Source organism: Thermodesulfobacteriota bacterium (assembly GCA_034189135.1).
GTDB lineage: Bacteria > Desulfobacterota > Desulfobacteria > Desulfobacterales > JAUWMJ01 > JAUWMJ01.
The window spans coordinates 76,161-89,797 of the sequence record JAXHVO010000021.1 but is presented as its reverse complement, the minus strand read 5'-3'; the positions used below and the strand labels follow the sequence as shown (position 1 = coordinate 89,797).

Below are 13,637 nucleotides of genomic sequence, written 5' to 3'. Positions count from 1 at the left end.
TTCATACGTGTAGCGAAGCCATAACCTGAGGAACCGTATGCGTTAATTGCGCTCGTACGGGTCTGTGGGGGCTCTGGGAGGGTAACCTCCCAGTTCTACCCGGAAACGTCCAACATCGAATGTTGAATGGAAAGAGGTCTGCAACACCAAACAAACAACTAAAAATGAACAACCAATTTTTATCATGACGCATAGACTTGAAATAGCGCTTAAACCCAAACTCTTTGATGCAGTCGGTGAAGGGGTTCGCCAAAAGGCCAAAAATTATTTTGATTTTGAAATTGACGAAGTCCGTACTGTAAATATTGTTACCATTGATGCCGACCTGTCTAAAGCTCAGCTAGACACAATTCAACATGAAATTTTTACCAATCCGGTCACCGAAGTCTCTTCTTTTGATCCCCTTGATATTAATTTTGACTGGACCATCTGGGTCGGCTACAGGCCCGGAGTCAGGGATAATCCGGGAAGCACAGCGATAGAGGCAATTGAGGATATTCTGAAAATAAAGCTGGATAAAGATGAAGCGGTCTATACCTCAAGGCGATATTGTGTCAAAGGCATTGGAATTACCGCTAAAGACGCAGATAAAATTGCCGGTGAGCTTTTGGCCAATGGCATCATCCAGCAGACCAAAGTATATGCAAAAAGCGAATGGGACCCTAAAACGGGGATCGGTTATATTATACCTAAGGTTAAACTGGATCGCACGCCCACGGTGGTTTCGATTCCCATTGACAGCGATGCCTCTCTGCAAAAGATCAGTGATGAGCGTAACCTTGCGTTAAATCCGGATGATATTCCAACCATCAGGGCCTATTTTCTGGACAAAGATGTGCGTGAAGCAAGGAAAAAGGTAGGCCTGTCGGATCCCACCGATGTGGAGCTTGAATATATTTCGCAGGCAAGGAGCGACCACTGCAACCACAATACTTTCCGTGGATTATTTGACTTCATGGACGGTGAGACCGGAAAGAAAGAAACCATAAACAGTCTTTTTAAAACCTGCATTGAATCGCCAACACTTAAGTTAAAAGAGAAAAAAGACTGGGTGGTTTCGGTATTATGGGATAACGCCGGTGCGGGACGCTTTGACAGTGAAAACCATTACGTCATTACCGGAGAGACCCATAATTCTCCCTCCAACATGGAAGCTTACGGTGGAGCTATTACCGGGATTGTGGGGGTTTACCGGGATCCGCTGGGTACCGGCAAGGGATCCAAGCTGGTGATGGGAAGTTACGGGTATTGCGTCGGACCGGTCGATTATAGCGGCAGTCTAAAACCGCATCTTCATCCAAGACGCCTCCTTGACGGGGTGATAGAGGGGGTGCGTGACGGGGGTAATAAAAGCGGCATACCCACCACCTTCGGACAGGTTCTGTTTAACCCAGGATATCTGGGGAAATGCCTGGTGTTTGTTACCGCGGTTGGGATGATGCCGGCCCGGATCAAAGGGGAACCCGCGGAAAAAAAGAAAACGTCTCCTGGTGAGTTGATTATTATGTGCGGGGGAAGGGTAGGCAAGGACGGGATTCACGGAGTGACCGCCTCATCGGAAACATTTTCCCAGAATACCCCGGCCGGACATGTTCAGATCGGCGATCCATATACCCAGAAAAAAATGCACGATTTTTTACTGGAAGCACGGGATGAAGGTTTAATCAGTTTTATTACCGATAATGGCGGTGGTGGATTATCATCCTCCATCGGTGAATCGGCAAGATTTTCAGGGGGATGTGTAGTAGAGCTTGAAAAAGTGCCCTTAAAATACGAAGGGCTTGACCAGTGGGAGATCTGGGTTTCCGAATCCCAGGAACGTATGACTGTAGCGGTTAAACCCCAATATATCGATCGATTCCTCGAACTTTCCCAAAAGCATGCGGTAGAAAGTACGGTTATCGGCAAGTATACGGATTCGGGGAAACTTCATATTAAATATTTCGGCAACACCTGTGCTTATGTCGACATAGATCTGCTGGAATCAGGCTTTCCCCAATGGAAGTTTGATGCCGGGTGGCTGTCTGCTGAAAAACGTGGCCTGGCTGAACCGGTGCTGGGAGAGCCCGTCGAATATGATCAGTTGCTGTTGGATCTTCTTTCGCGTCCAAATATATGTTCAAAGGAGTGGATATATCGCCAATATGACCATGAAGTCCAAGGATCGAGCGTGATAAAACCACTGGTGGGAGAAGGACGCGATGTAAACGCTGATGCAGCGGTGATTCGTCCTGTGCTTGGATCCCAAAAAGGCCTGGCACTTGCCCAGGCACTTTTACCGGGATATTCGGCCATAGATGCCGGCCATATGACCGGGTGTACCATTGATGAAGCGGTGCGAAGGGTTATTGCCGTGGGAGGGAATTTGGACCATATCGGTGGTGTGGATAATTTTTGCTGGCCGAATATCAAATATGATGTAAAAAGCAATCCGGACGGCAGGTTCAAAGCCGCCCAGCTGGTCAGATCATGCATGGCGCTGAAGGATACCTGTCTGGCATATGAAATACCGCTTCTTTCAGGAAAGGACAGTATGTACGTGGATGGTCACCTTCCCGGCCGATACGGACAAACCCATAAAGTTTCCGCCCTTGAGACCCTGCAATTTTCGGCAATATCGGTTATCGATGACATCAATAAATGCGTAACCATGGACAGCAAGGTGCCGGGGGACCTTGTCTATATTCTTGGAATAACAGGTAATGAGCTGGGGGGATCCGAATATTACGAACATTTGGGATATATCGGACTTAACGTTCCCCAAATAGCCCACCAGCCATTTAAAAAATTATACCGGGCACTTTCTCAGGCAATAAATGATGAGCGTGTGGCATCTGTCCACGGAATCTACCGCGGGGGACTGGGTGTTCATCTGGCCATGGTTGCCATGGGAGGAAACCTTGGAATGCAGATCGACCTGAGTCGGGTGCCGGTGGAACAGGTTGATCGCAATGACACGATTTTATTTTCAGAATCCGCCGGGAGGTTTATCGTTACCATTGACCCACAACAACGGGATTCCCTTGAAGGTATTTTTAGCGGGAATATATTTGCCCAGGTGGGAACGGTCACCGACACACCGGATTTTATAATTAACGGGCTGGATGGCAAATCCCTGGTTAATATTCCGCTTAAAGATCTTAAAACCGCCTGGAAGAAACCGTTTGGGGATTTGTAATCCTGCAACGATAATTATAGATAGCCAGGATAAATATTTGTTAACTTGTTTTGGCTATCACGTATGTGTTTCGGGTTGCGAGTTGCGGGTTGCAGGTTATCAAAAAGGTTTGTTTCTGATTAACAACTCGAAACCCGTAACCCGAAACGCATGTGCATGACACAAAAAGAAGCTGTTGCTAAATAAAGATCATCATGAAACATTCTAATACGATAAACGTACTTGTTCTCACTGGTTACGGTCTTAACTGCGACAATGAAACCGCCCATGCGTTTGAGCTTGCCGGCGCAGAGGTGACCCGAGTTCATATCAATTCCCTGATTGACGGATCGGTGATTCTGGATGATTTTAAAATCATGGTATTCGGGGGCGGTTTTTCCTGGGGCGATGATCACGGCGCAGGGGTGATTCAGGCGGTTCGCATGAAAACCAATATCGGTGAACATATACTTGAATTTATCCATAAAGGAAACCTGGTACTGGGAATTTGTAATGGATTTCAGACCCTCGTCAATATGGGACTTCTGCCCGGATTGGATAAGAACTACCAGAAAAGAAGCGTGGCCATCACCTTTAACGACTGCGGTAATTTCATAGACAGATGGGTTACCTTGAAGGTCAATAAAAAATCCCCCTGTATTTTTACCACCGGCCTTGATCAGCTTGAGTTTCCGGTGCGACACGGTGAAGGCAAGTTTTATTCGGATGGCAAAACCATCGACCGTCTGGTGGAGAACCACCAGGTGGCGGTGTATTATGCCATTCCCGACGGAAAACCGGCACAGGGCAAATTTCCTTTCAACCCCAATGGATCTTTACAGGATATCGCCGGCATATGTGACCCCACCGGCCGGATTTTCGGCCTGATGCCCCATCCTGAAGCTTACAATCACCCCACCAACCATCCGGACTGGACCCGCCATAAAGAAAAACAAAAACGCCGCCAACAAAAAATAGATCCAGATCCCACCATCGGAATTCGCATCTTCAAAAATGCAGTGGATTATATCCGCCAAGCATAGCTTAAAAAATTAGCCACCGACCAGGCTTCGAACGATGCTTCGACCTGGCAAGCGCCACACAGACACTCACGGACAAACAAATATATAGAACACAACAGAGTATACTAATAGGTAATACTGAAGGAACTATTCCGTTTTGTCTGAAGAATAGGCAAACCCAACAAACTGTGGGCGTTTGTAAAACTATTAAAAAATTTAATAGTTTTACAAAATGTTTAATAGTATAAGTGATAATTATTATGGCCGGTCTGGTTTAAAAGGTGATCTTTTAATCCGAAAGACAGTTGCATAAGGTTAGTATGTTAAACAATATAAAATAGTTAGGTGATTAAAAGGGAAATGGCTATTAAATTCAGATTCGGTCATAGTGACAAGTCACCAACATGGCACATATTTTGTATAACTCATGGTAGCGTTTAATACCAGGAGATAACAAAATGAAGGAAAAGATGTCAATGAAGAAAAACAGAGGATTTACCTTAATGGAAGTAATGGTTGTTGTCGGAATTATAGGTATTACCGCAGCCATAGCCATACCGAATATTATTTCTCATTTACCAAAGCATAGATTGAACAGTGGGGCAAGAGATGTATATTCTGCTATGCAGTACGCAAGGTTAATGGCGATTAAGGAAAAAACTCCGGTTTCTATTAACTTCAATACCGGAGGTGACACCTTTACCGTATTTAGTGATTCAAATGCTAATGGAATTATTGATGGTGGTGATACAGTGCTTAAAAGCGAAACCATGCCGCCTGACGTGGATATCACCAATGCGACGATATTTACCGGACTGGTCACATGGTGCGGGTTTAATGCAAGGGGGCTTCCTATTCAAAGTAGAATAGGGTCTGTTGAATTGCAAAGCACTTCACAAAATCTCTTTTTAAAGCAAATAAGGCTCAGAATCTCCGGCAGCACAGTCATCCGAACAAGTACGGATGGTGGTGGAACATGGAACTGATCCATGAAATATGCAATGGGGAAAGAGAAATGCAATTAAAGGGTAATGATACGATGAAAGCAATATCAAACTGGCGAAAAGGATTTACTTTGATTGAACTGATGGTCGCACTTGCAATAACTTCTATCCTTCTTGCAGGGATCTATACGACGTATATGACACAGCTAAAGTCACATCTGACACAGCAGCTCATGGTTGAAATGCAGCAGAGCCTGAGAGGGGCAATGCAGCTCATGGAAAGGGAAATAAGGATGGCGGGATATGATCCTGCCAATGCAGGGGCAGGGATTGTAACCATGCAGGCCAATACATTTCGTTTTACCATGGATCTTGACGGAGACGGAAACGTAACCGATCCAGATGAGGATGTGCGTTACGCCATTAACGCAGCAGGTTCCCTGGGAAGGGAAGTCAACGGGGGAGGCGGTTTGCAGCCTTTAGCCGAATTTATAGATGCACTCAATTTTGTCTATCTTGATGCCAATGGAAATGTGGTGTCAAACCCAATGAATGCATCGAATGTAAAGTCGGTCCAGGTGACAATGGTAGCCAGGTCCAGCCAGACTGTTCCTGTTATGTTTTTTAAGAAAACCGACAATCAGACGTATCAGAATCAGCAGGGAACAAATATTTTGCTTTCCCCCAATGATCAGTTTCGCCGAATGATGATAACGTCTGATATCGTATGTAGAAATTTGTAAAAGGAAAAGGCAAAGTGGCAGAAAGCCTGGCTTGTTAACCGCTGACTCAAAAGGAGCAAAATTCATGTATGCTATTAAAGATAAAACAAGTATTTATAAGGAACGGGGTTATACCCTCATCGAGGTTCTTATTGCCCTGGCCATATTTTCCATTGGAATTTTGGGCGTGGGAACCATGCAGATCAGATCCACTGGCGGAAATACAGGTGCCAGGATAAGCACGGAAGCGTCCATATGGGGACAGGATCTGGTAGAAACACTTATGCTTCGACCGTATTCCGACGCCTTGTTAACCCCTGGCAATCATCCTCCTCCCGTTATTCCAGGAACCGTTGCCGGTAATTATCAAATGCAGTGGACAGTGTGGGACGATTCGGGTACCATTGCCGGGGCAGTGACACAGAATTTAAACGGGACCACACCCAGCTCTAATACTAAAGTCATTGAAGTCACCATTACCGGCCGCGGCAACAGAAGTTCCACTGTTGTATTTGTAAGGGCTCAGGATGTTTAGCAAATTGTAACCTGATGGTGATGAAAGGATACATTTTTTATGAAACAGATGATCTCAAATATTAATAATGAACAAGGCTCGGCAATAGTAATCGTATTGATTATTTTAGTTCTGCTTACGTTATTGGGTACGGTTTCGACCAATGATACGGTTATTGAACTACAGATTGTAAGAAACGAAGCGATATACCGACATAACTTTTACAAGGCCGAGGGCGCAGTTGTTGAATTGGGACAGATTATGGAGGACAATGATATTTCATCACCGGCAAGTTACGACTGGCTGACAGATTCATCGGCAGCCGCTGATATGGAAGTTGTGGGCAACTGGAACTGGACTCCCGGCGGTAATGCACAACTGTCCCACAACATGAATGACGCAGGCGATGCCAATAATAACGCGGCTCAGGCAGCCATCAGCAACGGAATTGCCGGAGGAGCCTCCCTGGATATGACCGCCTCTAATTTATTTGATTATTCGGTTTACGGGCTCTTTAACTCAACGGTAGGCCAGGGACGGTCCTTAATTATGATGGGATACAGGAAGAGGTTCTAAGCGTTTTGAATGAACATCGAACATCGAACGTCCAACCTTGAATCCCAATGAAAGGGTTGGATGTTAAATTGTTACTGATAAAGATAAAGCGATAAATAAAAAAATAAGGGAACTTAATTCAGAGGAAGGAGAATTAAAATGTTACACAACCTAACACATAAAAATTCAAAAACGATGGGTAGGAAAGCGGTACGTTGGCAGATCATGACCATCGCCTTCCTCAGTTTATTCATGGGTGTGTTTTGTTTTGCGGGCAGTGCAGCGGCTATAGAAGTATCTATCGGTGCCCCATCTGTTGTAGAGGGTAATGCAGGCCCAACAATATATACTTTCACTGTTACTATTACCAGTGGCACTGTTTCCCCTATTAGCAGATTTGATTATGCGACATCTGATGGAACAGCTACAACGAGTGACGGAGACTATTCTGATGCCACAGGTACAGTAACATTTAACAATGGTCAAACCGTTGGAGCTACAGATACATTTGATGTAACTGTCACTGGAGATACCAAAGTTGAAGCTGATGAGACTTTCACGGTTACCTTGACTCCTCTAGATGGAGATACTGTAACAGGACCCGCTACAGGCACGATTACCAATGATGACACATTTAACATAACAGTAAACAACGCAGCGAACGATGAAGGTTCTGATATTCAATTCACGGTCACACTGAACACTGAAGTTGATGTGGCAGTGCCGGTAACACTTAACCTAACTGATGTAACGGCAACGGGTGGCGGGACTGATTATGATAGTACGCCGCTTCCTTTTACGTTTCTTCCTCCTTCTTCAATAGGCACCACTTACACCTTTAATGTGCCTACCACGGCAGATACAATGGTTGAGGCAGACGAGACGTTTTCGGTTTCCGTAACCAGCTTGCCACCTCATTGGGATGGCATTCCCGCCACGGGCACCGGAACAATTAATAATGATGATCAGTTTGGCATGACGGTTGACAGTCCATCTGCCGCTGAAGGATCTAATGTTACGTTTTCGGTGACGATGGATGTGGCCAGATCCATGGCTGTTAATGCTTCATACACCACGACTGATGGGACAGCGACACTGGCGGATTTGGATTATACGCAGCATATAGGTACCATATTACCGATACCTGCCGGTGCTGCCGGCCAGGTCGTCACTTTTGATGTTGCTACAGGGGGTGATCCCACGGTTGAGGCGGATGAGACCTTTGATGTTACCGTGAGCAGTGGGGATGGTAATTTTAACGGTACCGATACGACCGGTACGGGCACGATTGTCAACGATGATCAGTATGGTATCTCAATCGATGATGTCACTATTGCTGAGGATGGCGGATCAGCCGATTTTACGGTTATGCTTGCCAATGCACCGGGCGATACGGATGTTTCCATCGATTATGCTACAGCAGATGGCACAGCCGCAGCGGGCAGTGATTATAGCACCACCTCCGGCACGCTGACAATTGTTGCGGGGGATACCACCGGTACGATTTCGGTACCAATCGCTGACGATACTTTATATGAAGTGGCAGAAACCTTTAATGTAAATTTAACCGGTTGCAGCGGCAACGGGAACATCACCGACAACCAGGGTATTGGCACGATTAACGACAACGGTGACACATACAACGCTTCTCTGGAGGCTTCCAAGTCAGTATCAGAAAATGCCGGTACGGTAGCCTTCACCGTAACGCTTGATCAGCAGGTTCCAGGCGGTGCGTCGGTTGCTTATGCTACGGTAGACACCGGTTCAGCAACAGCAGGCAGCGATTATACCACAGCTATCGGCGCAGTGAACATAGTTGCAGGGGATACCTCCGGTGATATTATCATAGCGATCATGGATGACGCCGTTAATGACGATGGTGAGACTTTTGACATCACCATCACACCCGGGGCCAACCAGACGGTCAGCGGAACTCCGGCCACATGTACAATCCTCGATGACGAATGCGATCTTACCACGTCAATATCTCTTAGTGGCACAGCCAGCGGTACGGTTATTCCTGACGATACCGGAAGTCCGCATACCTTTACATGCGGTATGGATATTCCAATATCAGCGATTCCAGGACCGGGATCGCAGTTCGCAGGATGGACAGGTGGTGTGGCAGAGCCAGACCTGGAACAGACAACGATTTTAATGAATGGCGATCAAACCGTGACCGCCAGCTTTGAAGACCAAACCTATGATCTTTCTCTGGCACAATCAGGTGAGGGAGATGTATCGGCCACTCCTCCCGGAGGCGGTACCGGAGTGTATACTATATTGGAGGGTACCACCATTAACCTTGCTGCCACGGAATCCGTTGCGGGCTGGACATTTTCCCACTGGACCGGCGGAGTAACTGTCACCGGCCCTTTGACTGCAACGGTTGTTATGGATCAGGACCGAATCGTTACCGCATTTTTTACCACACCCGGACTTGATCCGGATGTTGATAACGATGGAGACGGATACACAATAAACCAGGGGGACTGCAACGACACTGATGCATCCATATATCCCGGAGCCCCGGAAATATGCGGAAATGGCATTGATGAGGACTGCAACGGTATGGATGTATCCTGCGAAGTTGATAACGACGGCGACGGGTTTACTTTGCTGGAAGGTGACTGTGATGATAATGATGCAACCATATATCCCGGTGCCACGGAAATATGTGGTGATCTAATCGATCAGGACTGCGACGGAAGCGATCTGGTGTGCACTGCCGATGATACCGATAATGACGGCGACGGTTATTCGGAAAACGCAGGCGACTGCGATGATACCAATTCAGCCATTTACCCGGGCGCAAAGGAAATATGCGGCAACGGTGTGGATGAAGACTGCTATGACGGTGACCGGCCATGCGGGGCGGAAGAAAAGTGCGTAAACATCGCTGATGTACCGTTGGAAACCCAGGTACAGGCGGCCCCGGCAAATATCATGTTTGTGCTGGACGATTCCGGAAGTATGAGTAATACAAGATTACCTGTCGGCGGGGTCAATCCCAGCGGGTGGGAGCGGAACTGTTCGACAACAAATCCGCTGTACTACAATCCCAATGCGACCTATACGCCCTGGCCCAATCATCTGGGGACAGGCAACCTGGCTAATGCCGATCTGGATAATCCCAGGAATTACCCGGTGACGACCAATCCGAATATCAGCAGCGCGGCTTTTAATATTAATGGAAACCCTTATTTGAACTTGGTAGCCGGACCGGAGTATATAACCGTTGAGCGAGGGGCATATACAAGTGGGTCTTATGCCAGTGCAGATGCAGTGAGACTGACCGGTGTTCCCGCTACAGCTACAGCCGGAATAACCGTCACCGTGGACAACTCGGATGCTGAATTTTCCGGAGAGGACTGGACAGGGACTTGGGGAGGAAGCAGCTGGATCAACGGGACTCATTGCTTGACCTGGACCGATCCCATGACGTGGATTTTAACAGTTCCGGTAACTGGGCAGTATACGGTGGAAAAACATATAGATGACTATTACACATGGGTGAACGCGGCCGATTATAGAATATATTCCGGCAATGTTCAGCAGGGAGCTACAATAAGTATCGACCAGCAGACTGCAGACGGATGGACGTCATTGGGAACTTATAACTTTAATGCGTCAACCCCGACCGTCCAGACTATTTCTTATGCCAGTTATTTCATCTGGAATGACGATGATGGAGACAGCACTCGGGATAATGATGAAATTTATCTGGTTAATATTGACGGAGCCGGCGCTGCCGGCGCCATCAGTTACTACCGGGTTGACCCGGCAGTGGTTGCCGCCAGGGGCAATATTACCAATTTTAACCAATTGACCTTAACGGCCCCGCCTGCAGGAATTGTGACCGGCAGAAGCTATGTCCAGGAGCGCCAGAATTTTGTCAACTGGTTTACCTATTACCGGACCAGTGATAAGGCGGCCAAGGCCGGAGTTTCACGGGTGATTGAGGATATGGAGAATGTGAGTATAGGGATGCATTCCATTCAAAACAGGGTCAATCAGCCGGTGCTGCCGGTGGATGTGGAAGGTGTGCCGGATCAGACAGATACTTTGTTGGCAACTTTGTATAATAATGTTTACCCCAGTGGTTGGACACCCTTAAGGAACGCTTTTGTAAAGGTAGGACAATATCTCGACGCTAGTGACGGGATCAATCCTGCGGGTCTGGGTGCTTCACCCATCGCAGGCGCTGCCGCAGGGGGAGCGTGCCAGCAGAACTTTGTAATCGTGATGACGGACGGGTATTATAACGGTGGTGCACCGGCGATCGGCAATGCGGACGGGGACAATAGCACCATTTGGGACGGGGGATTGTTTGGCGACACCTATTCCAATACACTGGCCGACATTGCCATGCATTATTACGAAAGGGACCTGTCCGTTGCATTGGAAGACCTGGTACCGGTAAATGCCAGAGACAGCGCCACTCACCAGCATATTGTTTCATATTTTGTATCTTTCGGGGTATTCGGTACGATTGATCCGGACGACTATGCCAACTGCCCGAGTGGACCGGCCATCCTTCCGAATCCGATCTGCCCAACCTGGCCGGATGTGAGCACGAATCAGGCCAGAGTCGACGATATGTTTCATGGTGCTGTGAACGGCAGGGGTCAGTACCTCAGCGCGGCAAACCCCCAGGACATGATCGATGCGCTGAACGCCATCATGCAATCAATCCAGGAAAGGATCGGTTCAGGTTCAGCGGTTTCCATCAACTCCCAGGAATTGCATTCTGAGACGGTTATTTTTCAGGGAATTTATGATACCGCCACATGGACAGGGGACATTAAAGCCCTTGATGTTGATGAACATACGGGAAATGTAATTATGGATCCCGAAAAGTGGTCCGCGCATACTCAACTTGAGAGTTTAGACTGGAATACGGGCCGAAGAATCATCACCCATAACGGAACAGACGGCATCGCGTTTAGGGATAGCGAAATACCTGCGGCCCAGCTTTCACTTTTGGCAGCAACTGCAGCGGAACAGACCGCTATGGTAAATTATATACGAGGTGACACAACCAACGAACAGGGCCAGGGCGGCACCTACAGTTTCAGATCCAGGAGCAGCAAACTGGGCGATATTGTGCACTCCACCCCGCTGCTTTTAGATAATGTACTGTATGTCGGTTCCAACGACGGTATGCTTCATGCCTTCCACAAAGACACCGGCAATGAGATATTTGCCTATATACCCAGATTGGTCTTTGACAACCTGGTCAACTTAACCATGCCGAACCCGGGTTATAACCATACCTATTTTATTGATCAAGCACCTTTTGCCGCAAGGGTGGGAGCAAAGGACCTGCTGGTGGGCACCATGGGAAAAGGAGGAAAGGGGCTCTACTGCCTGAATGTAACCGATATCGACACGGTTGGTGATCCTGAGTCGGCTGCAACTGCGGCCGATATAGTAGAGTGGGAATATCCCGATTCCTCCGATCCTGACAACTCGCCTGACCCGGATATGGGGTATGGTTTCTCCAGGGCCTTTATCGTTGATTCCAATATCGGCTCCAAGGTTGTGATTTTAGGAAACGGATATGACAGTACCGATAACAAGGCGGTCCTTTATGTTTTTGATGCGGCAACAGGAACGCTCCTCAGAAAAATCGATACGGGAGCCGGAAGTGCGGTCGATTGTAACGGCCTTTCCACCCCGGTGCTCATTGATATTAATTTGGATAAAAAGGTGGACTATGCCTTTGCCGGTGATCTTCTGGGCAATATGTGGAAATTCGACCTTACGGCAAACAACACGGGGAGCTGGGAGATTGCCTATAGCGACGGCGTAAACAAAAAACCCTTGTTCCAGGCAAAGAGCGAACTGGGATTTTCTCAGCCTATTACCATGAAACCGGATGTGATGCGACAGTGTGGTATCGATAAAGAGGGATATATGGTTTTATTCGGCACCGGCAGATATATAGGGAATACCGACTTTTTAGATACCAGTGTACAAACCGTATATGGAATATGGGACTGGGCGGATCATTGGACAGCAGGAGGTGAAACAGGTCCGGACAAATACCTGGGCCATTTAACCGCCGGATCCCCCAGGATGCTTTCCAATCTTGACGGAAACGGTGCTTTGTCTGCAAACGCTCAGGGTGTCACCCTGCAGAACCAAACTCAAGCTTTTTTTGGAGATGTTGGTGGAGAGAAATTCCGTGTACTAAGTGACAATCAGATCAGCTTGTACTCACTATCAAGCGATCCCCCTAACAGCCATGCTGGGTGGTATTTTGACCTTCCCGCAACCAGTGAAAGGTCGATAATGAATGTGTTTGTCAGAGACTATGTATTGAATGTGATTACCACTATTCCATCCGATTCACCATGCGGAGCAGGTGGAGATTCCATACTTATGAGTATGGACGCCTGTGACGGCAGCAGACTCGATGCAGCTTTCTTTGACATAAACAGTGACGGAACAATCGACATGCAGGATATGATAAACATCGGGTCCGCAAACAACCCCATATGGGTTCCACCAACAGGATGGAAGAAAACAGGCATTTATTACCCGCCTGCTGTTTTATCGCTACCAGGAGGCATCGCCAGATACTACTACAGTACATCATCAGGAAATATTACCACCACAGACCAGACGGATGAAGAAAAGGGACTGTTTTCCTGGAGGGAAATAGAGTAGATATAGCTCATAGCTGATAGGAAATAGCTGATAGCAAAAAAGAATTTA

Annotated in this window: 7 protein-coding genes; all 7 read left to right on the top strand. The window is 47.3% G+C overall.

The genetic code is table 11. From position 1 onward, the window contains the following. The first annotated feature begins 184 nt into the window (after positions 1-184). The 7 genes from SWH54_02825 to SWH54_02795 all read left to right on the top strand — a co-directional run bounded on the left by SWH54_02825 (position 185) and on the right by SWH54_02795 (position 13,589). Positions 185-3,178 carry an AIR synthase-related protein gene (locus SWH54_02825; GenBank protein MDY6790181.1) on the top strand — a complete coding sequence of 998 codons (2,994 nt, stop codon included), beginning with the start codon at positions 185-187 and terminating at the stop codon, positions 3,176-3,178. A gap of 194 nt (positions 3,179-3,372) precedes the next feature. Beyond that, a complete protein-coding gene (locus SWH54_02820; GenBank protein ID MDY6790180.1) occupies positions 3,373-4,200 on the top strand; it encodes a phosphoribosylformylglycinamidine synthase subunit PurQ in 828 nt (275 codons plus the stop codon). Between the two features lie 437 nt (positions 4,201-4,637). Beyond that, positions 4,638-5,165, top strand: a complete 528-nt coding sequence (locus SWH54_02815) for a GspH/FimT family pseudopilin (protein MDY6790179.1) — start codon at positions 4,638-4,640, stop codon at positions 5,163-5,165. After that, positions 5,156-5,866 (top strand): prepilin-type N-terminal cleavage/methylation domain-containing protein, encoded by a 711-nt coding sequence (locus tag SWH54_02810; GenBank protein MDY6790178.1) that lies wholly within the window; start codon positions 5,156-5,158, stop codon positions 5,864-5,866. The genes SWH54_02815 and SWH54_02810 overlap by 10 nt, the downstream gene beginning before the upstream one ends. A 64-nt stretch (positions 5,867-5,930) precedes the next feature. After that, positions 5,931-6,380 carry a prepilin-type N-terminal cleavage/methylation domain-containing protein gene (locus SWH54_02805; protein MDY6790177.1) on the top strand — a complete coding sequence of 150 codons (450 nt, stop codon included), beginning with the start codon at positions 5,931-5,933 and terminating at the stop codon, positions 6,378-6,380. Between the two features lie 39 nt (positions 6,381-6,419). Beyond that, on the top strand, positions 6,420-6,935 hold the full coding sequence (locus tag SWH54_02800; protein MDY6790176.1) for a PilX N-terminal domain-containing pilus assembly protein: 516 nt from the start codon (positions 6,420-6,422) through the stop codon (positions 6,933-6,935). A 138-nt stretch (positions 6,936-7,073) separates the two neighbouring features. Further along, on the top strand, positions 7,074-13,589 hold the full coding sequence (locus SWH54_02795) for a PilC/PilY family type IV pilus protein (GenBank protein MDY6790175.1): 6,516 nt from the start codon (positions 7,074-7,076) through the stop codon (positions 13,587-13,589). The last annotated feature ends 48 nt before the right edge of the window (positions 13,590-13,637 follow it).

Bases quoted from the DNA above. Each gene is read 5' to 3' on its own strand.
- SWH54_02800 (MDY6790176.1), top strand. From the start codon at position 6,420: ATGAAACAGATGATCTCAAATATTAATAATGAACAAGGCTCGGCAATA.
- SWH54_02805 (MDY6790177.1), top strand. From the start codon at position 5,931: ATGTATGCTATTAAAGATAAAACAAGTATTTATAAGGAACGGGGTTAT.
- SWH54_02810 (MDY6790178.1), top strand. From the start codon at position 5,156: ATGGAACTGATCCATGAAATATGCAATGGGGAAAGAGAAATGCAATTA.
- SWH54_02825 (MDY6790181.1), top strand. From the start codon at position 185: ATGACGCATAGACTTGAAATAGCGCTTAAACCCAAACTCTTTGATGCA.
- SWH54_02815 (MDY6790179.1), top strand. From the start codon at position 4,638: ATGAAGGAAAAGATGTCAATGAAGAAAAACAGAGGATTTACCTTAATG.
- SWH54_02820 (MDY6790180.1), top strand. From the start codon at position 3,373: ATGAAACATTCTAATACGATAAACGTACTTGTTCTCACTGGTTACGGT.
- SWH54_02795 (MDY6790175.1), top strand. From the start codon at position 7,074: ATGTTACACAACCTAACACATAAAAATTCAAAAACGATGGGTAGGAAA.